At 70.7% G+C, this 23,863-nt stretch carries 19 protein-coding genes and 2 pseudogenes; 13 read left to right on the forward strand and 8 right to left on the reverse strand.

What is annotated here, in order from left to right; genetic code table 11:
• The first annotated feature begins 152 nt into the window (after positions 1–152).
• Both ACWFR1_RS31340 and ACWFR1_RS31345 read left to right on the forward strand, forming a co-directional pair.
• Positions 153–1,412 (forward strand): DUF418 domain-containing protein, encoded by a 1,260-nt coding sequence (locus ACWFR1_RS31340; RefSeq protein ID WP_453557172.1) that lies wholly within the window; start codon positions 153–155, stop codon positions 1,410–1,412.
• 316 nt (positions 1,413–1,728) lie between these two features.
• Positions 1,729–2,169: pseudogene (locus ACWFR1_RS31345) on the forward strand (cation:proton antiporter domain-containing protein); the annotation flags it as partial.
• 405 nt (positions 2,170–2,574) lie between these two features.
• Here the strand turns inward: ACWFR1_RS31345 and ACWFR1_RS31350 are convergent.
• From ACWFR1_RS31350 to ACWFR1_RS31365, 4 genes and pseudogenes are all read right to left on the reverse strand, one after another.
• The gene (locus tag ACWFR1_RS31350) at positions 2,575–4,362 is read right to left on the reverse strand and encodes an ABC transporter ATP-binding protein (RefSeq protein ID WP_453557173.1); all 1,788 of its coding nucleotides are present in this window, start codon (positions 4,360–4,362) and stop codon (positions 2,575–2,577) included.
• A gap of 650 nt (positions 4,363–5,012) precedes the next feature.
• Positions 5,013–6,256: pseudogene (locus tag ACWFR1_RS31355) on the reverse strand (MFS transporter).
• Positions 6,257–6,261: 5 nt separating this feature from the next.
• A complete protein-coding gene (locus ACWFR1_RS31360) occupies positions 6,262–7,620 on the reverse strand; it encodes an FAD-dependent oxidoreductase (RefSeq protein WP_453557175.1) in 1,359 nt (452 codons plus the stop codon).
• Between the two features lie 59 nt (positions 7,621–7,679).
• A complete protein-coding gene (locus ACWFR1_RS31365; RefSeq protein WP_453557177.1) occupies positions 7,680–7,853 on the reverse strand; it encodes a hypothetical protein in 174 nt (57 codons plus the stop codon).
• An 85-nt stretch (positions 7,854–7,938) separates the two neighbouring features.
• On the opposite strand from ACWFR1_RS31365, the gene ACWFR1_RS31370 reads away from it, so the two are divergent.
• The gene (locus ACWFR1_RS31370) at positions 7,939–8,307 is read left to right on the forward strand and encodes an ArsR/SmtB family transcription factor (RefSeq protein WP_453557179.1); all 369 of its coding nucleotides are present in this window, start codon (positions 7,939–7,941) and stop codon (positions 8,305–8,307) included.
• Between the two features lie 242 nt (positions 8,308–8,549).
• On the forward strand, positions 8,550–9,632 hold the full coding sequence (gene pstS / locus ACWFR1_RS31375; RefSeq protein ID WP_453557181.1) for a phosphate ABC transporter substrate-binding protein PstS: 1,083 nt from the start codon (positions 8,550–8,552) through the stop codon (positions 9,630–9,632).
• Positions 9,633–9,722: 90 nt separating this feature from the next.
• Here the strand turns inward: pstS and ACWFR1_RS31380 are convergent, their stop codons facing one another.
• The 3 genes from ACWFR1_RS31380 to ACWFR1_RS31390 form a co-directional block, all read right to left on the reverse strand.
• Positions 9,723–10,784 carry an ArsO family NAD(P)H-dependent flavin-containing monooxygenase gene (locus ACWFR1_RS31380; protein ID WP_453557183.1) on the reverse strand — a complete coding sequence of 354 codons (1,062 nt, stop codon included), beginning with the start codon at positions 10,782–10,784 and terminating at the stop codon, positions 9,723–9,725.
• Positions 10,785–10,857: 73 nt separating this feature from the next.
• Positions 10,858–11,961: an ACR3 family arsenite efflux transporter gene (gene arsB, locus ACWFR1_RS31385; protein WP_453557185.1), complete on the reverse strand. Its 1,104-nt coding sequence runs from the start codon at positions 11,959–11,961 to the stop codon at positions 10,858–10,860.
• The gene (locus ACWFR1_RS31390) at positions 11,958–12,266 is read right to left on the reverse strand and encodes an ArsR/SmtB family transcription factor (protein WP_392324467.1); all 309 of its coding nucleotides are present in this window, start codon (positions 12,264–12,266) and stop codon (positions 11,958–11,960) included. The genes arsB and ACWFR1_RS31390 overlap by 4 nt, the downstream gene beginning before the upstream one ends.
• Before the next feature lie 91 nt (positions 12,267–12,357).
• On the opposite strand from ACWFR1_RS31390, the gene ACWFR1_RS31395 reads away from it, so the two are divergent.
• Both ACWFR1_RS31395 and trxB read left to right on the forward strand, forming a co-directional pair.
• Positions 12,358–12,771: an arsenate reductase ArsC gene (locus ACWFR1_RS31395; protein WP_453557188.1), complete on the forward strand. Its 414-nt coding sequence runs from the start codon at positions 12,358–12,360 to the stop codon at positions 12,769–12,771.
• Positions 12,772–12,812: 41 nt separating this feature from the next.
• The gene (gene trxB, locus ACWFR1_RS31400) at positions 12,813–13,817 is read left to right on the forward strand and encodes a thioredoxin-disulfide reductase (RefSeq protein WP_453557245.1); all 1,005 of its coding nucleotides are present in this window, start codon (positions 12,813–12,815) and stop codon (positions 13,815–13,817) included.
• A gap of 168 nt (positions 13,818–13,985) precedes the next feature.
• Here the strand turns inward: trxB and ACWFR1_RS31405 are convergent, their stop codons facing one another.
• Positions 13,986–14,360, reverse strand: a complete 375-nt coding sequence (locus ACWFR1_RS31405) for an ArsR/SmtB family transcription factor (protein WP_453557247.1) — start codon at positions 14,358–14,360, stop codon at positions 13,986–13,988.
• Positions 14,361–15,329: 969 nt separating this feature from the next.
• Here ACWFR1_RS31405 and ACWFR1_RS31410 point away from each other — a divergent pair.
• The 7 genes from ACWFR1_RS31410 to ACWFR1_RS31440 all read left to right on the forward strand — a co-directional run bounded on the left by ACWFR1_RS31410 (position 15,330) and on the right by ACWFR1_RS31440 (position 23,857).
• Positions 15,330–16,163: a methyltransferase gene (locus tag ACWFR1_RS31410; protein ID WP_453557190.1), complete on the forward strand. Its 834-nt coding sequence runs from the start codon at positions 15,330–15,332 to the stop codon at positions 16,161–16,163.
• 90 nt (positions 16,164–16,253) lie between these two features.
• On the forward strand, positions 16,254–17,045 hold the full coding sequence (locus ACWFR1_RS31415; protein WP_453557192.1) for a HalD/BesD family halogenase: 792 nt from the start codon (positions 16,254–16,256) through the stop codon (positions 17,043–17,045).
• A gap of 31 nt (positions 17,046–17,076) precedes the next feature.
• Complete coding sequence (locus tag ACWFR1_RS31420; RefSeq protein WP_453557194.1) at positions 17,077–18,207, forward strand: fatty acid desaturase; 1,131 nt, start codon at positions 17,077–17,079, stop codon at positions 18,205–18,207.
• 4 nt (positions 18,208–18,211) lie between these two features.
• Positions 18,212–19,651 (forward strand): phosphoribosylamine--glycine ligase, encoded by a 1,440-nt coding sequence (gene purD, locus ACWFR1_RS31425; RefSeq protein ID WP_453557196.1) that lies wholly within the window; start codon positions 18,212–18,214, stop codon positions 19,649–19,651.
• A gap of 8 nt (positions 19,652–19,659) precedes the next feature.
• The gene (locus tag ACWFR1_RS31430) at positions 19,660–21,027 is read left to right on the forward strand and encodes an ATP-grasp domain-containing protein (protein WP_453557198.1); all 1,368 of its coding nucleotides are present in this window, start codon (positions 19,660–19,662) and stop codon (positions 21,025–21,027) included.
• Positions 21,028–21,068: 41 nt separating this feature from the next.
• A complete protein-coding gene (locus ACWFR1_RS31435; RefSeq protein ID WP_453557200.1) occupies positions 21,069–22,403 on the forward strand; it encodes a diaminobutyrate--2-oxoglutarate transaminase in 1,335 nt (444 codons plus the stop codon).
• Between the two features lie 203 nt (positions 22,404–22,606).
• Positions 22,607–23,857: an ATP-grasp domain-containing protein gene (locus tag ACWFR1_RS31440; RefSeq protein WP_453557202.1), complete on the forward strand. Its 1,251-nt coding sequence runs from the start codon at positions 22,607–22,609 to the stop codon at positions 23,855–23,857.
• Positions 23,858–23,863 lie beyond the last annotated feature (6 nt).

Here is a 23,863-nt window from a genome sequence, read left to right on the forward strand (position 1 = left end):
CACCCCCCGGATCATCAACAACAAGGGGGGGAAGTCATGCCGGACCCGAAGGCCGGAGGCCCCATTGCGGAGCCACGAAAAAGGTAACGGGGGGGGGGCCACCGAAGCCTGCCGGATGGTCCGCGTCCGTACCGCACCGGGAGATTCCTCGTATGACACAGAGACAGCCGCCGCAGGCGACGTCAGCTCCGCGGAAGAACCCGTCTCCCGTGCCCGCAGCCTCGCCCGGCTCCGCCGGGAAACCTTCGGGCGGCCCCTCGACGAAGCGCCTGGTCGGCGTGGACCTGGCCCGCGCGCTGGCGGTGTTCGGCATGTACATCGTCCACATCGGCCCGGTGCTCTCGTCCACGCACGGCGTCGGCACCTGGGTCCGGTATCTGGCCGACGGGCACTCGTCGGTGCTGTTCGCCACCCTCGCCGGGTTCTCGCTGATGCTGATCGCCGGCCGTCGTGAGCCGAAGACCGGCCTGGCGGGCCGGCAGGCGAAGGCCCGGATCGCGATCCGCGCCGTGGTCCTGCTCGCTCTGGGCACCGTGCTGGCGATGGAGTACGGGGGAGTGATCATCCTCGGCTTCTACGGTGTCTACTTCCTCCTCGCCCTGCCTCTGCTGCGGCTGTCGGCCAAGGCACTGGCGATCACCGCGGCCGGGCTCGCGCTCGTCACACCGCAGCTGGCGTTCGTCCTGAACTCGCTGCTCAGCGAGTCCGTCCAGCAGACCATCGACGCCTACGACCCGCTCAAGAAGATCAGCGAGGTCGGCGTGCTCGATCTGCTGCTCACCGGCTTCTACCCGACGATCACCTGGATGTCGTTCGTCGTCGCCGGCATGGCGCTGGCCCGCCTGGACCTGTCGGCCGTCTCCGTCCAGCGTCGCCTGGCCGCGCTCGGTGCCGCCCTGACCGTGGGCGCGTATGGCCTGTCGCTGCTGCTGGCGGGCCCGAACGCGCTGCGCAGCACGGCGGAGGGCGGGAAGTCGTCGTCCGCCGGGTTCGAGAAGGCGTCGTCGTTTGGCAGCGGATCCTTCGAGGCCCCCCGGCGGGCGGCCTCGGAACTGCTGTCCGCCGGGCCGCATAGCGGCACCACCTTCGACATCATCGGCAGCGTCGGCGTCGCCATCCTCGTGGTCGTCGGTGCGACGGTGCTCATGGACCGCCTGCCGCGCCTGCGCAGCCTGGCGAAACCCGTCATCGCCGTGGGCGCCATGTCCCTGACGGCCTACGTCGGCCACTTCCTCGCCCAGTCCATGCTCGCCGTATCGGCCGGTGAGAGCACCCAGACGTCCTGGATCCCCGTGCTCACGTTCATCCTCGGGGCGATCGTGTTCGCCGCGGTCTGGTCCCGCTTCTTCCGCCGCGGACCGCTGGAGGCGCTGCTCAACGCCGCCACCAAGCCGGCGAAGTACGTCCGTTGACGCCGGGCCGGGGCGGTCGGCCTTCGTGGTCCGCCCGCCCCGGCTCCGACGGTGTTTCGCGGCCCGCTCGGATCGGCCGTCGGGTCCGCTGCCCCGCCGAACGAGGGAAACAGGCCCCGAGCCGCTTGGACAGCAGTCCTCGGCGCCGCCGTCCACGGACGGCGGATCCTAGGGTCGGGTACGGCGGCGCTCCGACCGCGCTCACGAAGCCCTGCGTGGCGCGCTTTCCACCCGACAGAGCCCGGCCCCCCTCTTGACGTGTCGTCGTCCCGGAACCGGAATCCCCCTGACCTTCGTCCTGATCGTGATCACCGCCGTGACAGCCGGGTGGGCGCTCGTCGCCCGAGGGCTTGAGCGGGGGCACGTCAGAGCCCCCGTGGTGCTGGTCCTCGCGGGCGTCGTCACCGGGGTGTTCACGCACAGCCAGATCGCGGTCACGCTCAACTCCGAGATCGCCCAGCACGTGGCCGAGGTCATCCTGGCGGTCCTGCTGTTCGTCGACGCCACGGAACTGCCGGGTGGCCGGCTGTTCGGCAACGATCCCGGCGCGGCCGTCCGCACCCTGCTGGTGGCGCTGCCCCTGAGCCTGGCCGCCGTCGTCCTGCTCGGCACGCTGCTGCTCCCCGACCTGCCCGCGGTGATCCTCCTGATCATCGCGTGCATCATCGTCCCCACCGACTTCGCCCCGGCCGAGACCCTCGTACGGGACACCCGCATCGCGGCGCGCGTCCGCGACGTCCTCAACGTGGAGAGCGGCTACAACGATCTCCCCGACGGTCCCTCCGCGGACACCGCCCTGTACGCCATGACCATCACCGTGCTCGGCAGCGTCCTGCTCCACGGCCTCGGCTCGACGCCCCTCGCCCGCCTGCTCGCCGCCCCCGTCCCCGACTCCCCGGCCAGCCCGGGTCCGCTGAGCATGTGGGACCGGGCCCTGTTCAGCGGGACCCGCTGGTCCTTGGCCATGAGTATGGGCATGGGGACTCCAGGTGAGGTGGCGGACAGAGCGTGCAGGAGCGAACCGCCTGGTGACGCGGGCGCCGTCCTCAGCCTCACGCGCCGTCTGGTGCGCCGGTACCCGACGGCTGTCCGGCGCCACTCCGCCACCCAGCAGGGCTGCCCCCCGCCGCATGGCGGGGGGCAGCCCTGCGGAGCACTCCACTCACACGGCGGGGCGCTCGGCCGGGACCAGGAGCTGGGTCGCTGCCAGCTGTGCGTACAGCTCGTCGCTATCCACCAGTTCCTCATGGGTACCGATCGCACGGACCGTACCGGCGTCCATGACGACGATGCGGTCCGCGTCCGTCACCGTGGACAGGCGGTGCGCCACCACCAGGACGGTGGTCTCGCGTGCCGTCTCGGCAATGACGTCCCGCAGCGCCAGCTCGTTGACCGCGTCGAGCTGTGAGGTCGCCTCGTCCAGGAGCAGCAGCCGGGGCCTGCGCAGCAGCGCGCGGGCGATCGCGACGCGCTGGCGCTCACCGCCGGACAGCTTCGAGCCGCGGTGCCCGACCAAGGTGTCCAGGCCGTGCGGGAGACGCTCGACGAGAGTGTCGAGCCTGGTCCGGGCAAGGATTGCGCGGATGTCGTCGTCCGTCGCGCCGGGCGCGCTGAAGACCAGGTTCTCCCGCAGCGTGCCGGCGAGTACCGGCGCGTCCTGCTCGACGTACCCGATGGCGGACCGCAGCTCCGACAGCGGCCACTCGCGTATGTCCTCGCCATCGACCAGGATCCGGCCTCCACTCGTCTCGTAGAACCGCTCGATGAGCGAGAAGACCGTCGACTTGCCCGCACCCGAAGGCCCGACGAAGGCCGTCATCCCGGCGCCCGGCACCTCGAAGTCCACCCGGCGGTGGATATCGGGCAGCCCGGACCCGTAGCGGAAGGACACGTCCTCGAAGCGGACCGACGCCGGACGCACCTCGGTCCGCACCGGCTTGTACGTGGCCGGCGGCTCCGCAGCCAGACGGTCCACCTCCTTGATCCGGGAGATCGCGGCCGCGCCCTCCTGGTACGCGGAGGCGGCCTCGACCAGCTTGTACACCGGCTCCATCAGGTAGAACAGGTACAGCAGGAAGGCGATGAGCGTGGAGACAGGGATGTCTCCGGACGCCACCCGCGCCCCGCCTACCGCGAGCACCGCGAGGAACGCCAGCTCGACGGCGAGGTTGTCCGCCGTACCCAGCAGGGCCTCCCACTTCGCGCCGCGGACGCCGTGCCGCCACGCCCGCCGGGCCGACGCCTCGACGCGAGCGGTCTCCCGCTCCTCCGCGCCGGACGCCTTCACCGTACGGAACGCGCCGAACGCCCGCTCCAGGCCGGTGGACATCTCCCCGACCGCGGCCTGGGAGCGCTCGGCGGCCTGCCCGATCCTCGGCATCACCAGGGCGGCGCCCGCGCCGACGACCAGGACCACGACGAGGGTGACGCCGAGCAGGACGGCGTCCAGGAAGGCCATCACCACGACCGCCGCGATCACCGTCAGCGCCCCGGTCGCGGCATTGACCACCGCCTGCGTGCTGACGGCCCGCAGCAGCGTGGTGTCGGAGGTGACCCGGGACATCAGATCGCCCGGCTCCATCCGGTCCACGGCCGAGAGCCGCAGCCGCAGCAGGCGGCCGATGAGGCTGCGGCGGGCGGCCAGGACCACCGACTCCGCCGTCCGCTCCAGGACGTAGGCGCCGAACGCCTCGGCCACCGTGCTCAGCAGCACCAGCACGGTCAGGGCCAGCAGAATGGCGGCGAGCGTGTCGCCGGACGAGAGCCGGTCGACCAGCGCCTTTGTGGCCAGCGGCTGCAGCAGCCCGCCGGCCGCTCCCACCAGCGCCAGCAGCAGACCGAGTACGACAGCCCACCGGTGCGGGCGGACGTACCCGTGCAGCGCCTTGAGCGTCTCGCGGACGCGCAGGGACTCGGCACCCGTCGCCTCCGGGGCGGATGCGGTGTTCACAGGATTCCCTTCCTACGTGGTCGGCCGCGCACCTCGTCGGCGGCGTACGGCATCAGCCCGCACAGGGGCCTCGGGGGTCGGCTCAGCGAGCCAGGTCGGCGGCCGTCGCGGCAAGCAGGCGCACAACGGCATCGCGGAGATCAGGGCCTACGGCAGTCAGACAGAGGCCGCTCGCCACCACCGCCATGACGAAGAACCCCAGGCCTCGCCCCCCCCGGGGCGAGCTGGCGTTGTTGAGACTCCATGTTTCGGCTGGGGGCCGACGGCCGGTTTCGGGCTTCTCCTCGCAGGCACGGTGGTCCATGCCACAAGCTTGAAAGCCCGGGCGCTCACCGGTCCATCCGGCGATCGTCGGGTGCACCCCCGCCGAGTGGCGGGAGAGGTCACTTGCGCAGGCTACGCGGCGTAACCACTCGCATCGGAGGGCCTGGCTGTTGCGCGGGCGGCCGATGCTTGGCAATCGTGTCCGGCCCTTCGGCGTTTTCGCAGGTGAGGCGCGTGTGACACGCCCCACAGGACGGCGAATTTCTGAGCCCTTGTCGGCATTGTCGCCGAGGGCATCCCGATGAGGTGATACCGGGCGTGAACTCCTCGGATACGCCCACCCGCAGTCCAGTCGAACGCCGTCACCGATGTTCTCGGCCCGGCAACTACTGCGGTCCTGGCCTTACATGTGCCGCCAGCGTCACGCACACCGCGATGACGGAGAGCCCGGCAAGTACGCCGAACAGGCCACCGTATCCGCCGAGCGGGCCCGCCAGGGCGGCGCCGGCCCAGGGGGCGAGGGCGGCGGCGAGGTGGGCGGGGGCGCCGAGGAGGGCGGAGAGGCGGCCGTAGTGGGTGGTGCCCCAGCGGTCGGTGACGGCGGTGGCCTGGAGGAGGGTGAGGTTGCCGCGGACGACTCCGGCGAGGACCGCGAGCAGGACGAGGAGCGGGATCGGTCCGGGGACGAGGGCCAGCGCGGCTGTGGTCGCTCCGCCGAGGGCGATCAGCGTGGCGGTGCGCGTGGTGACCGATGTCCGGGAGGCGAGGCCGGCGTAGAGGGTGCGGCCGAGGGTCTGGCCGGCGCCGCCGAGTCCGAGAGCCCAGGCCGCGGCCGTGGTGCTCGCGCCGCGTTCCTGGAGGAGGGGGACGAGGCCGATGACGACCGCGTACATGGCGAAGCCGGAGAGGGTGAAGGCGACGGCCAGGAGGACGAAGGGACGGCTGCGGGCGATCGGGGTGCCGTCGCCCGTGGCCGGGGGAGCGGGTGGTGCCGGGGGCCAGGGCGCGCGCAGGGCGAGGGCGTGGGCCGGGATCGTGACGGCGGCGAGGATCACGGCGAGGACGGCGTACGTGGCGCGCCAGTCGAGGTGTTCGGCGAGGACGGCGGTGAGCGGGGCGAAGACCGTGCTCGCGAGACCGCCGGCGAGGGTGACGATGGTCAGGGCGCGGATGCGGCCGGTGCCCCACTGGGGGTCCCCCCGGACGGAGTGTGGGGGAGGGTGAGGGCGGCGAATGCGGGCTGGTAGAAGGTGGCGGCCATGGCGACGCCGGCCGCTGTCCAGGCGGCGAAGAACACGGGGAGGTTCGGTGCCGCGGCCATGGCGAGGACGGCCAGGACGGCGAGGACCGAGCCGCCGGTCATGACGAGATGGGGACCTCGCCGGTCCAGCGTTCTGCCGATCGGAATGCCCGCGACGGCCGAGACGAGCAGGGCGAGGGAGAAGGCGGCCGTCGCGGCGCTGGTGGACCAGCCGGTGTCGGCGGTGATGCGGGAGAGCAGGACGGGGAAGGCGTGGTAGACGATTCCCCAGCTGGTGATCTGGGTGGCGCAGAGCGCGGGGAGTACGCCGCGTGGCCGCGACCGGTCCCCCGTTCCGGTCGCGGCCACGTCGGCCTGGGTGTCGGGCACGGTGGTCAGCAGCCGCCGGAGGTGGCGGGGGTTCCGATGCCGATGGTGAGGGTGGCGGGGGCGGCGCAGCAGCCGCCGCCGTCGGCCGGGTTCGCCTCGGGCTCGTCGAAGAGGCCGGCGCCGCCGCAGACGCCCGTCTCGGGCAGGGTGAGTTCGACGCGCTCGGCGGCTTCCTGGTCGCCGGCGAGGGCGGCGGCGATGGAGCGGACCTGCTCGTAACCGGTCATGGCGAGGAACGTCGGGGCGCGGCCGTAGGACTTCATGCCCACGAGGAAGACGTCCTTCTCCGGGTGGGAGAGCTCGTTGACGCCGTGCGGGTAGACCGTGCCGCAGGAGTGCTGGTTCGGGTCGATGAGCGGGGCGAGCTCGGTGGGGGCCTGGAGGCGCTCGTCGAGGCCGAGACGGAGCTCGGAGAGGAAGGAGAGGTCGGGGCGCAGTCCGGTGAGGACGATGACCTCGTCGACCGGGTCGAGGCGTCGGCCGTCGTCACCGACGAGGACGAGCTTGTCGCCGTCGCGCTCGATCGTGTCCGTACGGAAGCCGGTGACGGCGTCGGCGTGGCCTTCGTCGACGGCGGCCTTGGCGGCGAGTCCGAGGGCGCCTCGGGCGGGGAGCTGGTCGGCGGTGCCGCCGCCGAAGGTGGAGCCGGAGATGCCACGGCGCAGGATCCAGACGGCATGGGTGCCGGTGCCGTCGTCGGACTTCGCGAGGTCGGCGAGCGTGGCGAGGGCGGTGAAGGCGGAGGCGCCGGAGCCGATGACGGCGGTGCGCTTCCCGGCGTAACGGGCTCGTACGGCAGGGTTCTTGAGGTCCGGGATGCGGTACGAGATACGGGCGGAGGCCGCCTTCTCGCCGAGGGCCGGGAGGCCGTTGCCGCCGATCGGGCTCGGGGTGGCCCAGGTGCCGGAGGCGTCGATGACCGCTCGGGCGAGGAGCCGCTGCTCGGAGCCGTCGGTCAGCTGGATCTGCACCGTGAAGGGCTGGGCCTCACGGTCGGCGTCGACGATGCGGTCGCGGCCGGCGCGGGAGACTCCGGTGACGGTGGCGCCGTAGCGGACCTTGTCGCCGAGGACGTCGGCGAGCGGCTGGAGGTACTTCTCGGCCCAGTCCGCGCCGGACGGGTACGTCGCGCCGTCAGGCTTCACCCAGCCGGTGGGCGCGAGGAGCTTCTCTGCGGCGGGGTCGACGACCTCGGACCAGGTGGAGAACAGCCGCACGTGGCCCCACTCACGGACCGCGCTGCCGGCGGCGGGTCCCGCTTCCAGGACGAGCGGCTCGATGCCGCGCTCGGTGAGGTGGGCGGCGGCGGCGAGGCCGGCCGGGCCGGCACCGATGACGACGACGGGAAGCTGCTGCTCGGACATGACGGGTGTTCTCCTCAACGCGGGGTGGTGGCAGGGCGGTAGGGGTGGAGCGAGTCGGCTCAGTGGGGGCCGAAGCTCAGCACCGAGGTCTGTACGCGCCGGCGGTGAGCCTCGGCGCGGCAGGTGCTGTCACAGACGTCGGTGCGGCCGTCACGGAAGCTGATGTCGGCGATCTGTCGGACGGCGCGGCGGGTGCGGGCGGCGTGGAGAGCGCTGCGCAGGCTGGTGATCACGACGGAACCCCCTGTTTTGATGCTTGTCGATGTCCTTCTGTGGCTGGAGCTTGCCACTTGCATCGACGACTGTCAACATAGACGTATGTCGAATTCATGGGTTGAGCTTCCTGTCGTCCAGGCCGAGCAGGTCGCTCCGTGCTGCCCGCCGCTCACCTCGGCGGAGCTCTCGCAGGCGGACGCGGAGAAGATGGCCGTGATGTTCAAGGCGCTCTCCGATCCGGTGCGGCTGCGGCTGTTCTCGAAGGTCGCCTCACACCCGGCCGGAGAGGCGTGCGTCTGCGACATCGCTGACGTGGGGGTCTCGCAGCCCACTGTCTCCCACCACCTGAAGAAGCTGCGCGAGGCCGGCCTGCTGGCTTCGGAGCGGCGCGGCACGTGGGTCTACTACCGGGTGGAGCCGTCCGTGGTCGCCGCCATGGCCGTACTGCTGGAGACCCCCGGGCCTCGCTGACAGCGCGAGCGGGCGGCCGCCGGAGCCGTCAGACTCCGCGGCCCGGCGGGCAGCCTGTCATGATCACCGCGATGTCGCCCGGACGATGCCTGCTGTTCGCCTGGGGGCCACCCCGCCCTCCCGAATATCGGTGAACATCTATGCGGCGGGGCGTCGGCACGGTCCTCGCCCGTTCATCCGTATGCCCCAGGGGGACCAAGGTGCAGCTCCGGCTTTCAGGACGAACCAGGCAGTGGAAGGCGATGGCCGCCGTGGCAGCAGGCGTGCTGGTGCTCGGCGCGTGTGGCGGAAGCGACGCGGACGGCGGCGCGAAGCCGGTCTCGGAAGAACCGGTCCCCGACATCGACTGCCCCACCACCGGCCAGGTGCGCGGCTCCGGTTCCACCGCGCAGCAGAACGCGATGAAGCGGTGGATGCGGCAGTACCAGCGCGCGTGCGGAGGAGTGCAGCTCGTCTACAACCCGCTCGGATCGGGCGCCGGGGTGGCCCAGTTCCAGCGCGGTGCCACGACGTTCGGGGGCACGGACCAGGCGCTGGCCGAAGAGGACCGCAAGATCTCGCAGGAGATGTGTTCGGGCGGGCAGGCGATCGACCTGCCCATGGTCGGCGGCCCCGTCGCCATCGGCTACAACCTCCCCGGTGTGACCGGCCTCGTCCTGGACGCTCCGACGCTCGCCCGTGTCTTCGACAGCCGGATCACGAAGTGGAACCACCCGGCGATCCAGAAGCTCAACCCGGGCGTCAGGCTTCCGGAGCTGCCCATCGTCCCCGTGCACCGTGCGGACGACTCCGGCACGACCCAGAACCTGAACGCTTACCTCAAGGGCGCGGCCGGTGACCGCTGGCCGTACCCGGCCGACAAGAAGTGGCAGGCGAGGGGCGGTCATTCGGCCAACGGCTCGGATGCGGTAGCTACCGACGTGACACAGACCGACGGCTCCATCGGCTACTTCGAGCTGTCGTTCGCGGTGAAGCGGAAGATCGAGACCGTCCACATCGCCACGGGCGCCGCCGAACCGGTCGCCCCGACCACGGAGACGGCCTCGAAGGGCATCGCCACCGCGGAAGTGGTGGGCGAAGGCAAGGACCTGAGCCTGAAGTTCGACTACAAGACTTCCGCAGAAGGGGCGTACCCCATCGTCCTTGTGACGTACGAGATCGTGTGCGACACCGGCAACGACCCCGTCAGCCTGCCGGCGCTGAAGTCCTTCCTCGCCTACACCGCCAGCCGGGAGGGCCAGGAGGAGCTGCACGCCATCCACTACGCGCCGCTGCCCGAGTCCGTCGCGACGCAGGTGCGCGAGGTCGTCAGCGCGCTGTCCTGACTCACGGATCCGTACCGGGACGCCCTGTGAGGGAGCCAGGAAGGAGCGGGCCACCGAAGCCGGCCCCGCCCCGGGGCCGGCTTCGGCATGTCAGCGCAGGTCGAGGAGTTCCACGATCGCCCGGGCGGCGTCGCGGGCCGGACGGCCGACGCCGATGAGGGTGGCGGAGGCCGGGCCGGTCCAGTCGCCGTAACCGAGCAGGTGGAGGCGAGGCTCCCGAAGGGACTGGGTACCCGCCGTGGGGATGTGACCGCGCGGGCCCCGCAGGCCGAGCGGCGCGAGGTGCGAGAGGGCGGGGCGGAAGCCGGTGCACCAGACGATCGCGTCGGCCTCTGCGCGGGTGCCGTCGGCCCACTCGACGCCGGTACGGGTGAGGCGCGCGAACATCTGCTGCGCCTTCAGGAGCCCGGCGTCCCGGGCCTCGCGTACGGGCGGGACGGCGACGATGTCGCCCAGCGACGCGACGCCTCCGGTGTCCGTACGGCCCTCGTCGAGGGCGCGGCGGCGGGCCGTGGCGTGGTCGAAGAGGGCGCGGCCGTCGATGTCGTCGGCGAGGAACCGGGCCGGGCGCTGGGTGACCCAGGTGAGGTCGGTGTCGTACGCGAGGTCGGCGGCGATCTGGGCGCCGGAGTTCCCGCCGCCGACGACGATCACCCGCTGTCCGGCGAGGTCGGCGGGCCTGCGGTACTCGACCGTGTGGAGCTGGGTGCCCTTGAACTCCGTACGGCCGGGGACAGCGGGCAGGAACGGCCGCCACCAGGTGCCGGTTGCGCTGATGACGGCACGGGCGCTCCAGTCCCCGGCGGGGCTCTCCACCCGCAGGTGGTCGCCGTCGCGATGGACCGCTTCGACCCGGACGGGGCGGACGACCGGGAGGTCGTAGCGCTGCTCGTAGTCGGTGAGGTAGTCGACGACGTGGGCCGCGCCGGGGTATGTCTCCCCGGGCTGCGGCGGCATGATCCGGCCCGGCAGGGAGGAGAAGGCGGCGGGCGAGAAGAGGTGCAGGGAGTCCCAGGTGTGCTGCCAGGCGCCGCCCGGCGTGTCCTGGGCGTCGAGGACGACGAAGTCCAGGCCGAGGCGGCGCAGGTGGTAGCCGGCCGCGAGTCCGGCCTGACCGCCGCCGATGACGACCACGTCGTGGTGCCTGCTCATTCCCTGGTGTTCCCTTCAGACGCGGCTGCCCCGCTGCGAGCAGCGGCGCAGCCGTGATGATGCCGTGCGACGACTACTTCCCCTGGGGGGTGGTGATCGCAGAGGCCGCGAACTTCTTCCGCCAGGCCAGCGAGACGTACACCAGCGCCACGAGGACGGGAACCTCGATCAGCGGGCCGACGACTCCGGACAGCGCCTGGCCGGACGTCACGCCGAAAGTGGCGATCGCGACGGCGATGGCGAGCTCGAAGTTGTTGCCGGCCGCCGTGAAGGCCAGCGTGGCCGTCCGGTCGTAGTTCAGGCCGATGGTCTTGCCGAGCAGGAACGTGCCGAACCACATCACCGCGAAGTAGACGAGCAGCGGGAGCGCGATCCGGGCGACGTCGAGGGGCTGAGAGGTGATGGTCTTGCCCTGGAGGGCGAAGAGGATGACGATCGTGAAGAGCAGGCCGTACAGCGCCCACGGACCGATCTTGGGCAGGAACTTCTGCTCGTACGACTCGCGGCCCATCTTCTTCTCGCCGATGCGGCGGGTGAGGAAGCCGGCGACGAGCGGGATGCCGAGGAAGATGACGACGTTGAGCGCGATCTTCCACATGGAGATGTCGAGGGTCTCGCCCTCGCCCAGGCCCAGCCAGCCCGGGAGGATGTCGAGGTAGAACCAGCCCAGCAGGCCGAACGCGATCACCTGGAAGACCGAGTTCAGGGCGACCAGGACCGCCGCCGCCTCGCGGTCGCCGCAGGCGAGGTCGTTCCAGATGATGACCATGGCGATGCAGCGGGCCAGGCCGACGATGATCAGGCCGGTGCGGTACTCGGGCAGGTCGGGCAGGAAGATCCAGGCGAGGGCGAACATGAGCGCCGGGCCGAGGACCCAGTTGATGACCAGCGACGAGATCATGAGCTTCTTGTCGCCGGTGACGGCGTCGAGCTTGTCGTACCGGACCTTGGCGAGGACCGGGTACATCATGATCAACAGGCCCACGGCGATGGGCAGGGAGATGCCGCCGATCTCGACCTTGGCGAGCGCGTCGTTAAGGCCCGGGATCAGCCGGCCCAGACCCAGTCCGAGGCCCATGGCCAGGAGGATCCAGACGGCGAGAAAACGGTCAAGCGTCGAAAGCTTCGCTACGACCGAGGGCTCCTCGGTCGGGGCGGGCGCTTGGGTGGGGGTCACGGACAGGCCCTCTTGTTCTCGGCAGCGGTACGGGCGGACTCGGCCAGGTCGGCGAACTGGCCGGCAACGGAGGCGATGACGTCCGGGCGGAGCTTGTAGTACGTGAAGCGTCCGCACGGTTCGGTCTCGACGACCCCGGCCTCACGCAGCACTCTCAGGTGGTTGGAGAGGTTGGTCTGCTTGGCACCGGTCTCCTCGACGAGGTGGGTGGTGCAGAGCATCTCGCGGGCGAGCAGGGTCACGATCCGCAGGCGCAGGGGATCGCCCAGCACCCGGATCAGTTCAGTGTCGACTGACGTCATCATGTACTGATACTCTCACATCAGTGGTGGATGACACCATCGGGCGCTGATTTCAGGCGCGCCTGACTTCGTCGCGAGACAAGAGAGACCTGCCGTGTCCGAGAAGCCCTCCGTCCTGTTCGTCTGTGTCCACAACGCCGGCCGTTCCCAGATGGCCGCCGCGTGGCTGTCGCGCCTGGCCGGGGACCGCGTCGAGGTCCGCTCCGCCGGTTCCGCCCCCGCCGACCGGGTCAACCCGGCCGCCGTCGAGGCGATGCGCGAGGTCGGCATCGACATCACCGCCGAGACTCCCAAGATCCTCACGGTCGACGCGGTCAAGGCGTCCGACGTGTGCATCACCATGGGCTGCGGCGACACCTGCCCGGTCTTCCCGGGCAAGCGCTACCTCGACTGGACGCTGGAGGACCCGGCCGGTCAGGGCGTCGAGGCCGTGCGCCCGATCCGCGACGAGATCAAGAAGCTCGTCGAGGGCCTGATCGAGGAGATCGCTCCGGAGCCCAAGGCGTGAACGCGGCTCCTGAGGCGTCCGAGGTCCGGAACGTCATCATCATCGGATCCGGTCCCGCCTCCGGAGCCCAAGGCGTGAACGCGGCTCCTGAGGCGTCCGAGGTCCGGAACGTCATCATCATCGGATCCGGTCCCGCCGGATACACCGCCCGCGCGCAGCTCAAGCCGCTGCTCTTCGGCAGCTCGATCTTCGTGGGCGGCTCGCTGACCACGACGACCGAGGTCGAGAACTTCCCCGGCTTTCCCGAGGGAGTCGACGGGTCGCTCCTCATGGAGAACATGCGGGCCCAGGCCGAGCGCTTCGGCGCCGAGATGATCGACGACGACATCGTCTCCGTCGATCTGACCGGCGAGGTCAAGGAAGTCACCGACTCCGAGGGCACCGTCCACCGGGCGAAGGCCGTGATCATCACGACCGGATCCGGCTACCGCAAGCTCGGCCTGCCGAACGAGGACGAGTTGTCCGGCCGGGGCGTGTCCTGGTGCGCGACGTGCGACGGGTTCTTCTTCCGTGACCGCGACATCGTCGTGGTCGGCGGCGGCGACACCGCCATGGAGGAGGCCACCTTCCTCACCCGGTTCGTCAGGTCCGTCACCGTCGTCCACCGGCGCTCGACCCTGCGGGCCTCCAAGACCATGCAGAACCGGGCCTTCGCGGACGACAAGATCTCCTTCGCCTTCGACAGCGAGATCGCGGAGATCAAGGCGGAGAACGGCATGCTCGGCGGCGTCGTCCTGCGCGACACCTTCACCGGCAAGACGCGAGACCTGGCGGCCACCGGTCTGTTCATCGCCATCGGCCACGACCCGCGCACCGAGCTCTTCACCGGCCAGATCGACCTGGACGACGAGGGCTACATCACGGTGGAGGCCCCCTCCACCCGGACGAACCTGCCCGGCGTCTTCGCCGCCGGCGACGTCGTCGACCACACCTACCGCCAGGCCATCACGGCCGCCGGCACCGGCGCGGCGGCGGGGCTCGACGCCGAGCGCTACCTCGCTGCCCTGGCCGACAAGACGGCAGCCCTGGCCGCGACCACGGTCTGAACCGGCGCCGAGCCCAGGGCCGCCCTTGTACGGGAAGCCGAGCCCAGGGCCGCCCTCGTACGGGAACCGGAGAGCTTCCTCTCCGAGTAACCGACCAGGCGCGGAACGAAATCCGGCCTCCGGCCCGCAACGGCGGGCGGAGGCCGGTTCGGTATCCCGAAGGGACGATCAGGCGGTCGCGGGGTCCAGGATGTCCCGGACGCGGCGCAGGCCCTCGTGGTCCACGGAGAACCAGGCCCAGGTGCCACGACGTTCACGCTTCAGCAGCCCGGCCTCGGTCATGATCTTCAGATGGTGGCTGACCGTCGGCTGGCGCAGGCCCAGGCACTCGGTCAGGTCGCACACGCACGCCTCGCCCTCGGGCGAGCGCTCGATCAGTCGCAGTATCTGCAGCCGGGTGGGGTCGGCGATGGCCTTGAGCGTGGCCGCCAGCCGCTGCGCCTCCTCCCGGTCGATCAGGAGGCAGGCCAGGTGGGGGGTGCGCGCCTCCGTCTCGGGGGGCGCACGTCCGGGGACGCGTCTATTGCAGTGGTAGCCATCTATTCACCATATGAGCGCGCGAGCCCTGGAAGGCGCCCCTACCGCCTGTTCATGGAATGTTCGCTTTTGATCCGGCCTGTCCGGAACGTAGACGCATATTTGTGGCTGTCCGTGGGAGCCGGCACGGCTTCCGGGGGCGCACTGAGAGGTGGCCCGCCGGGCCGTCGAGCGCCTGCGGCGCCCGCTGGGACCGCTCCGGCGCGCGGGCGTGGGTGGTGCGCGTGAATGGCTGAATTCCGATCTCGTTCTGAGGTTTAGACGCATGCACCGGCAAGTGTTCGTGGGGCGTACCGTCCGTTTGTCGGTCAAGAGGGGGGTCCGAAATGACCGGGCTTGACGGGGTAGGGGGGCGGGCGCGTGGCCGGAATTGTTGATTCCCCTACTAACGCAACTCCTGAGTAGGAAAATTGCGAGGTCACGGAGGTTGACGGACCCCGATTTCGATCATTAGCTTGTGCGATGCCGAGCACACCATGCTCGGCAGCTCCTCGAAATGCTGCTCCACACCCTGCGGAGGAACACCCCTCCTCGCAGGTTGCGAATACGGTTCACCCGCCAGTCGGAGGCAGTACGTTGTGTCAACACCCGAAAGAGGGTGGGCATGTGGTCGTCTCGATCCCCTGCCCTCTTCGCTCATTCTCCCCCCACCTGTACCCCGCTGGTCCCCGCCGCTCCGCAGCGGCTTGTGACGTGAACCAGCCGGCGGTCTTCTGACAGTCGCCCCCGTAGGCGACTTCTCCTTTTCCGGGCCGTTGTCCGTGTGCCCTGGGATGTTTCCGTGTGTTCCGGGATGTTTCCGCGCGTCCTGGTCCGTGAAATACCCATGCGTCAAACCAGGGTGTTTCTCTGTCCTGGTGCCGTATTCACGCGCCCTGATCCGGTAATTCTCCCTTCCCTGCCCGGAAGCGTGCCGTGGACGACGGCGCCTTTCCGTCCGGCTGCCTGTACAGATTCGAAAGGTCTACGGCTGAGATGACCCATGCCCCCACGAACGTGCTCACCCGGAAGCGTGTCCTCCCGAGTGGCGGAAACGGTTCCCTGTGGGCCGCCCGGCCGTCGTACGGAATCTTCGAGTTCCGCGGCAGGCAGCTGCGGATCGAGGTCACGGACCCGACGGAGGTGCTGTTCCCCACCGACTGCGGGCTGAGTCTGGTGGCCGCCCTCGACGGCGAGCACAGCCTGGACCTCCAGGGCGTCCACGCGCTCGACCTCGGCTGCGGATCCGGCCTGTACACGGTCGCGCTGCTCGCCGCCGGCGCCGCGCACGTGACCGCGCTGGACATCAACGGGGCCTCGGAGGCCGAGACCACGGCCAACGTCGAGCGCAACGGCCTCGACGTCGGCCGGCTGTCCTGCGTCACCGCCGACCTCGCCACGTACACGCCGGCCCGGAAGTTCGACCTCGTGGTCACGAACCCGCCGCACCTGCCGTACGACCCCAGCTACGCCACCGACAACGGCCTCGAAACGGCCCTGGTCGCCGGTCGGAACGGCCGCGCGCTGTACGACGCGGTCGTGGCCCGTGTCGACGATCTCCTCGCGCCCGGCGGCCGCATGATCATGGCGCATTCCTCGCTGGCCGACGTGCCGCGCACGATCACGGAACTGGAGCGGCGCGGCTACGAGTGGCGCGCCCTCGAAGTGTGCGAGATGGACATTCCGCTGCTGGCATATGCCGAGCACAAAGAGACGATGCTCGGTCTCCTCGAAGCACAGCGCGCTCTCGGCAGTGCCGACTTCGAGGGCGAGCGGTTCACGGTGCACGCCCTGGAATTCCGCCGGTCCTCCGACGCCGAAACCGTCTGACCTCCGTAAGCGCCACCCGCACCGCACGAATTCGTACCCGCACCGCACGTACACCCGCACCCACTCTCATTACACCAACAGGGGACTGAGATGAACGCCGAGGGAAGCACGTCGCGCGTCACGGCACCCGAAGTGGACGGGCTGCTCGCCCGCCATTTCGCGGAGGCCTTCGACACCGACCGGATGGCCGCACTGCGCAAGCAGTTCGACACGGAGCACATCGTCCCGCTCCGACAGCTCTGCCCGCCGGAGCTCTTCGGGCCGATCAAGGACGAGGCCTGCGCCATAATGGACCGCTACGGCGTCAGCCATGATCTCGTCTTCGAAATCACCGACAACACGCCCCGCAGCATGACCACGGTCGGGCAGCCGGTGATCAAGGACGAAGGTCCGCTGATCGACGCGTTCTACTTCTCTCCCCGACTCATCGAATTCGTCGGCGACGTCGTGGGCGAGCAGGTGCATTCCTGCCCCTACGCGGGCGAGCACTACGTCATCAGCCGGCTCGGAAAGTCGGGCGACACCCACGGCTGGCACTGGGACGACTTCACCTACGGGATCATCCTCGTCCTGGAGGCACCGCACTACACCGAGGGCGGATTCGTCCAGGCCGTCCCCCACACCTCCTGGGACAAGGAGAACCCGGACGTCTACGGCGCCCTCATCAGCAGCCAGGTGCGCTCCTACGCCCTGGAGCCGGGCGACGCGTACGTCGTGAAGACGAACACCACGATGCACCGCGTCCACCCGATCCGCGGCGAGGGTCGGCGCACCATCGTCAACATGACCCTGGCCAGTACGGACGACCTGACCAGGCCCATGACGCACGAGACCAACGACACCCTCTTCGGCGGCGTCCGGGACCCCCGAAGTGTCGGCTGAGCCGCTCCGGCCACCCGCCGAGGAGCCGTCGATGCGCCCCAGAGAGACGATGCGCGGCCTGCCGCGCTTCCTGCAGCCCTTCCTGACCTGGCTGACCGGTGTCCCGCTCGCCGGCGACGAACTGCGGGTGCGCTGGCGCCCCACGCTCGCCCTGATCGCCGGCGTCGTCCAGACCGCCGCGGGCATCGCCCTCGGCGCGTACGGACTCACCCGGCCCTGGTACCTGCTGGCCCCGCTGGTCCTGCTGTCCTGGCCGACCATCGCCGGCGGCATGCGCCGCCTGGACGTCGTCGTGGTGCACCAGACGCTGCACCGCATGTTCACCGCCTCCACCGGCGGCAACCGGGTCGTCAGCGAGATCGTCACCACCCTGCTCTGGCGCCCGCCGTACGACGGCAACCGCCAGGAACACCTCACCCACCACGCCTTCCCCTGCTCCCTCAAGGACGGCGACACGGTGTACCTGCAGAGCACCGGGGCGAGGCCGGGCATGACCCGGCGGGACTTCCGTCGCTACCTGCTGAAGGCCGTGTTCTCCCCGAGCCACCACTGGGGCTTCCTCTCCAGCAGGATCCGCGGCAACTTCCTCAGCCGGTCCCCGCTCTACCGGATGGCCATGGCGTACGCGTACCTCGCCGGCACCGTCGCCTTCCTGGCGCTGACCGGCTGGTGGCTGCAGTGGCTGCTGTTCTGGTTCCTGCCCGCCACCTTCTTCTTCCAGAACCAGACGCTGCTCTACACGCTCAGCGAGCACCGCTGGTGGCTCCACGACAACGCCGAGCGGCTCACCAAGGCCCAGCGCGACCAGCTCACCTTCGGCCGGTTCTGCGGCACACCCGTCCCGGACACCACCGGCGCCGGCGCCCTCGGACGCTGGGGCGCCTGGACCGGCTGGTGGCTGCGGATGGTGCTGCTGTACGCGCCCTACCGGATGTGGGTCCTGGTCGGCGACACCGTGCAGCACGACCTGCACCACGTACGTCCGAAGGTCGACTGGGCGAACTCCTCCTGGATCCGGAACGAGGACCTGGCGACCGGGAACGCCGACCGCTACTTCGAGGCGTGGGGCGGCCTGCTCACCCATGTGTACGTCGGGAACAGCGTCAGCGACTGGACGACCGCCGCGCCCTCCGCGCCGATCGCCGCGACCAGGGCGGGGTGACCCCGTGACCTCAGCAACCGACAAGGTCCTCGTGGTGGACGGCACCGGACGCGGCCACGCGATCTGCGAGCTGTTCACCCGCACCAACGCGGACGTGACCGTCTACTACGGCCCCGGCTGCGACGCGATCGACCACCCGCGCATCGTCCCGGCGGGCTCCGTCAGCCTGACCGAACCGGCCACCGCCCTCGACTTCCTGGCCGAGCACCCCGTCGAGCTGGTCTTCGTCTCGAACATCGACGCCCTCTCGCAGGGGTACGTGGAGGAGCTGCGGCGGGCCGGTCACCGGGTGATCGGACCCACGGCCGCCGCGGCTGCCCTGGAGTCCAGCAAGGCCCGCGGCAAGGAGTTCTGCCGCGACCACGGCATCCCGGTCGCCGAGTTCGAGGTGTTCACCGACGCCGCGAAGGCGAAGGAGTTCCTGGCCTCCGTCCCGTACCGGGTCGTCGTCAAGACGGACGGGCTCACACCGGACGGTGACGGCTCGGTGGTCTGCGACACGGCCGCCGAGGCGGTGGCGGCCGTCGACCGGTTCGCCGCCGAGGCCGCCGCCGCACCGGGTGACGTGCTGCGGCTGGTCGTCGAGGAGCGCCTCACCGGCCGGGAGATCTCGGTGTTCGCCCTCCTCGACGGCGACAGCGCACTCCTCTTCCCCACCGCGATGGACTACAAGCGGACCCTGGAGGCCGACGCGGGCAAGAACTGCGACGGCATGGGCTCCATCGCGCCCCACCCGGACGACACCCCCGCTCTGCGCGAGGAGTTGCGCCGCACGCTCGTCGACCCGCTGCTGCGCGGACTCGCCGCGGACGGCCTCGACTTCACCGGCTTCGTCTACATCGGGGCCATGCTGACCGCCCGGGGCCCGGTCGTCATCGAGATCAACGCGCGGTTCGGGGACTCCGAGGCCCAGGTCGTCCTGCCCGGTGTCCGCAGCGACTTCCTGGCCCTGTGCCGGGCCGTGCTCGCCCGCGACCTCGGCCGGCAGCGGCTGGACGCCGACGGTCTCGCCCGGTGCTCGGTCGCGCTGGTGCAGGGCTGCCTGGACCCGGCGGACCCGGACGCCCTGGTCGGCTGGCCGTTCGGCCCCTTCGCCACCGGACAGCCCGTCCACGGCCTGGTGCCGTACGACTCCACCTGCGGCACGGGCGGCCACGTCGCCGACGACACCCTGGTGTTCTGCGCCAACGTCCGCCGCGACGCCGCCGGCACGCCACGGAGCACCGGCGGCCGGGTGCTCCATGTCGTCGGCGCCGGCCACACCCTCGACGGGGCACGCGAGCGGGCCTACAGCCGGATCGCGCACGTCGGATTCCCCGGCATGCGCTACCGCACCGACATCGGGGCCGAACCGATCCCGAGCCCGGCCCAGGACCTCGCCCCCGCCCTCGCGGCCCCACGCGCCGACGCCGTCCGCGCCCCGCACGCCGACGCCAGGAAATGAGAACACCCATGCCACGCAGAAAAGCGTTCGTCCTCTTCGAGCTGATGAACGCCATGCTCTACACCGCGCGGGCGGCGAAGGCCCGGGGCTTCGACATCGTCGCCCTCAACCACAATCCGCTCTGCGCCACCGGCCCGTTCACCGTGGAACCGGGACTCGTCGACGAGGTCGTCACCGTCGCCTCCTGGTCCGACGCCGCCACCCTCGACGGCGTACTGAAGGACGTGGCGAGCCGGTACGAGGTCGTCGGCACGCACAGCATGCTCGAACCGTCCCTGCCGCACCAGGCGGCGCTGCGGCAGCTCGCCGGACTGCCGACCACGGACCCGGACACGCTCCTCGGCATCCTCGACAAGACCCGGGTCCGCACGGCGCTCTACGACGCCGGGCTCTCCGCCCTGCGCGGCGTCCCGCTCGACGAGGCCCTGACGTGGGACAGCTGGCGCTTCGACGGACCGGCCGTGCTCAAGCCGGCCAACGGCACCGGCAGCGCACTCTGCTTCGAGGTCGAGTCGACCACCGAACTGCACGCGCTCGCCGAACGGGTCCGGACCGCCGACGTCGTCAACCCGCTGATGCGCGACTACATCCGGGCACACGGCGGCTTCGTCCTGGAGGAGAAGGCCGCGGGCGAACTCCTGTCGGTCGAGTCCGTGGTGCACCGCGGCGAGGTCGGCTTCGTGACCCTGACCGGCCGGTACGTGCTGGCCTCTGACCCGGTGGTCGAGCAGGGCATGCAGACCCCCTACCACCACCCGCACCAGGCGCGGATCGTCGCCCTGTCCCGGGAGGTCCACGCCTGTCTCGGCTTCCACCACGGCGGCACACACCTGGAGTTCATGGTCGCCGAGGACGGCACGGCCGAACTCATCGACTTCAACCCGCGCCCCGCCGGCTTCGCCTCCCCGGTGTCCATCGGAGAGGCGTACGGGCTCGACTACGCCGAGGTCCTCGTCGACATCGGCTGCGGCACGGCACCGGATCTGGGCTTCACCCGGCGGCCGCCCCGGTACGCCGTCGAGATGGTGGTGATGCCCCCGCCGGGCACCACCGAGTTCCGCACCATCGAGTTCCCCGAGGGCAGCATCGCCGCCCGGGCGACCAAGGCCCCCGGGGAGCGGCTCAGCGGGCGAGCCGACCAGCTCGACGCCGTCGGCATGTTCATCGTCACCGCGGACACGGCCCCGGAGGCACACCGACTCGGCCTCGCCGCGCGGCGCGAGGTCGTCGTCAACGGGGTCCGGCTCGGCGACGGCCCGCACAACACCGTCGCCCACTCCCCGTACATCGGCCAGGACCTGCCCGTGCCGGACGCGTCGGACGCCCCTGCCGCACCCGTCACACCCGTCGCACCGGCCTCCGGACGGCAGCCGTGACCGACACCGAGCCGACCGCGAGAAAGGCAAGAAAGGCAACCATGACCACCCAAGGTCCCGGCCCGGCCGCCCTGTTCGACGACCGTGAATCGGCGGTCCGTTCGTACGTGCGGTCCTTCCCCGCCACCTTCGAGAGCGCTCACCAGGAGTTCCTGGTGAGCACCGACGGGACCCGCTACCTCGACTTCCTCGCCGGCGCGGGCGCCCTCAACTACGGCCACAACCCCCGCTTCGCCAAGCGCGCCCTCATCGACTACCTGGAGCGCGACGGGCTCGCCCACGCTCTCGACCTGGCCACCACCGCCAAGCAGGACTTCCTGGAGGTCTTCGGCGAGCGGGTGCTCCGGCCGCGTGGCCTCGACCACAAGGTGCAGTTCTGCAGCCCGTCGGGCACCAACGCGGTCGAGGCCGCGCTGAAGGTCGCCCGGCTGGTCACCGGCCGCACGAACGTCATCGCCTTCGGCGGCGGCTTCCACGGCATGAGCACCGGCGCGCTCGCGGCGGTCGGCGCCGACTTCTACAAGCAGGGCCTGCGCCCCACCCTCACCGGCGTGACTCACGTCCCCTACCCGGACTCCCCGATGGGGCCGTTCGACAGCCTCGACCTCCTCGACCGGCTGGTGCGCGACTCCAGCTCCGGCATGGAGATGCCGGCCGCGGTGCTGCTTGAGACCGTCCAGTGCGAAGGCGGGGTGTACGTCGCCCCGGACGCGTTCCTCACCGGCCTGCGGGCCTGGTGCGACGCCCACCGGGTGCTCCTGATCGTCGACGACATCCAGGTCGGATGCGGCCGCACCGGCACGTTCTTCTCCTTCGAACGGGCCGGCGTCACCCCGGACCTGATCACCCTCTCCAAGTCGATCAGCGGTTACGGCCTGCCCATGGCCCTGCTGCTGATCAAGCCCGAGTACGACGTGTGGAAGCCGGGCCAGCACAGCGGCACCTTCCGCGGCAACCAGCTCGCGTTCGTCGCGGCCGCGGAGGCCGTTCGCGCCCACTGGGCGGACGGCGCGGACCCCGCGTTCGCCGCCGAGGTGCGCCGCAAGGGCGAGCTGGTCGTCGACTTCCTCCGGCGCGAGGTGGTCTCGCGGTTCTCCGCGACCGTGCGCGGCCGCGGTCTGATCCTCGGCATCGATCTGAGCGCGTCGGGCATCGCGGGCACGAAGATCTCCCGGCGCTGCTTCGAGCGCGGGCTGATCGTGGAGACCTGCGGCCGGGACAGCGAGGTGGTCAAGATCCTGCCGCCGCTGACCGTCGCGGACAGCAGCCTGATCGAGGGCCTGGAGATCATCGTCGAGGCCCTCTACGACGAGGCGGAAGGCATGCGCCGAGGCTCCGCCGGCGCCGCGCCCGCACCGGTGGCGGCGCCCGCATGACGCGTGACCGCATGGCACGTGACCGCGTGGCGCGTGACCGCGTGGCGCGTGACCGCGTGACCGCATGGCACGTGACCGCATGGCACGTGACCTCGTGACGCATGACCGCATGACCGCATGACGCGTGACCTCGTGACGCGTGACACCGCACGGCGCGTGACCGCATGGCGCGTGGCCTCATGACGACCCAAGGGAGTACCGACGTGGACAGCTCCGCCCCGGACGGGCCCGGCACCATCCTGATCATCGGGGGCCGGCTGGAAGCCCTCCAGAAGGCCAAGGAACTCGGCCTGCGGGTCGTGTTCCTCCAGCACAAGGAGCGACTGCTGCCCGGCCAGGCCGAGACGGCGGACGCCCTCCTCCTGGTGGACTACCTCGACTGGGAGGTGACCCGGCCGATGGTCCTCGCCGCCCACGAGGCGTACGGCTTCACCGCCGTCATGACCCTCGTCGAGCAGGCCACCGAACTGGTCGGACGCATCAACGACATGCTCGGACTCGGCGGCACCTCCTTCGAGGTCGCCCAGCGCTTCCACGACAAGCTGCGGATGCGCGAATGGCTGCACCAGGCCGGCTTCGAGTCGGTGGGCTGCGCCGAGGTCTCCTCGGCGCAGGACGTCCGCGACTTCGCCGAGCGGTACGGCTTCCCGGTGATCGTCAAGCCGCTGGACGGCACGGCCAGCCGGGGCATCGCCGTGATCCACGACCCGGCGGAGACCGACGCGGCCTGGGCGGAGCTGACCGGCCTGCGGGGCCGTGCCGACCTGCCGATGGCGACCTTCTACCCGGTGGACCGGTTCATCGCCGAGGAGTACATCGACGGCGTCGAGTACAGTGCCGAGTCCTTCTCCTTCGACGGCGAGCACGTCGTCGTCTCGATCACCGACAAGTTCCACGACGGCTGCGTCGAGATGGGCCACGCCCTCCCCGCGATCCTCACCGAGGAGGCCGAGACCACCATCGTCGACCACGTGGTCGGCTTCCTGACCGCCATGGGCCTCAAGGACGGCGTCGGCCACACCGAGATCAAGCTCTCCTCGAAGGGCCCGCGGGTCATCGAGGGCCACGACCGGGTGGCCGGTGACCGGCTGCTCGACTTCATGGCGGTCACCCACGGCTTCGACATGGAGCGGTACGCCTCCGGCTGGCCGCTACGCCGGCTGCCGGCTCTGACCGGCCGGCCGGAACCGGTCCTCGGCTCGGTGACCAAGTGGGTGAACGGCCTCCCCGGCATCGTCGAGTCCATCGAGGGCGTCGAGGAACTCCGGGCCGAGGAGGGCGTGTTCGGCGTCGATGTGCACATCGCTCCCGGCGACGAGATCGAGCCGATGGCCGACAACTTCGGCCGGCACGTCCAGGTTCTGGTGACCGCCGACACCACCGCGGCCGCCATCGCCCGCATCGACGAGCTGATCGGCCGGGTGCGGATCGTCACCCGGCCCGCCGCGGGCTGAGCGGGC

The organism is Streptomyces sp. NPDC055103, from assembly GCF_053607625.1.

What these genes read in the sequence shown, in the direction of transcription:
- ACWFR1_RS31340 (WP_453557172.1), top strand. Translation starts at nt 153, where the DNA reads ATGACACAGAGACAGCCGCCGCAGGCGACGTCAGCTCCGCGGAAGAAC.
- ACWFR1_RS31360 (WP_453557175.1), bottom strand. Translation starts at nt 7,620, where the DNA reads ATGTCCGAGCAGCAGCTTCCCGTCGTCGTCATCGGTGCCGGCCCGGCC.
- ACWFR1_RS31370 (WP_453557179.1), top strand. Translation starts at nt 7,939, where the DNA reads ATGTCGAATTCATGGGTTGAGCTTCCTGTCGTCCAGGCCGAGCAGGTC.
- pstS (WP_453557181.1), top strand. Translation starts at nt 8,550, where the DNA reads ATGGCCGCCGTGGCAGCAGGCGTGCTGGTGCTCGGCGCGTGTGGCGGA.
- ACWFR1_RS31380 (WP_453557183.1), bottom strand. Translation starts at nt 10,784, where the DNA reads ATGAGCAGGCACCACGACGTGGTCGTCATCGGCGGCGGTCAGGCCGGA.
- ACWFR1_RS31390 (WP_392324467.1), bottom strand. Translation starts at nt 12,266, where the DNA reads ATGATGACGTCAGTCGACACTGAACTGATCCGGGTGCTGGGCGATCCC.
- ACWFR1_RS31410 (WP_453557190.1), top strand. Translation starts at nt 15,330, where the DNA reads ATGACCCATGCCCCCACGAACGTGCTCACCCGGAAGCGTGTCCTCCCG.
- ACWFR1_RS31415 (WP_453557192.1), top strand. Translation starts at nt 16,254, where the DNA reads ATGAACGCCGAGGGAAGCACGTCGCGCGTCACGGCACCCGAAGTGGAC.
- ACWFR1_RS31420 (WP_453557194.1), top strand. Translation starts at nt 17,077, where the DNA reads ATGCGCCCCAGAGAGACGATGCGCGGCCTGCCGCGCTTCCTGCAGCCC.
- ACWFR1_RS31430 (WP_453557198.1), top strand. Translation starts at nt 19,660, where the DNA reads ATGCCACGCAGAAAAGCGTTCGTCCTCTTCGAGCTGATGAACGCCATG.
- ACWFR1_RS31435 (WP_453557200.1), top strand. Translation starts at nt 21,069, where the DNA reads ATGACCACCCAAGGTCCCGGCCCGGCCGCCCTGTTCGACGACCGTGAA.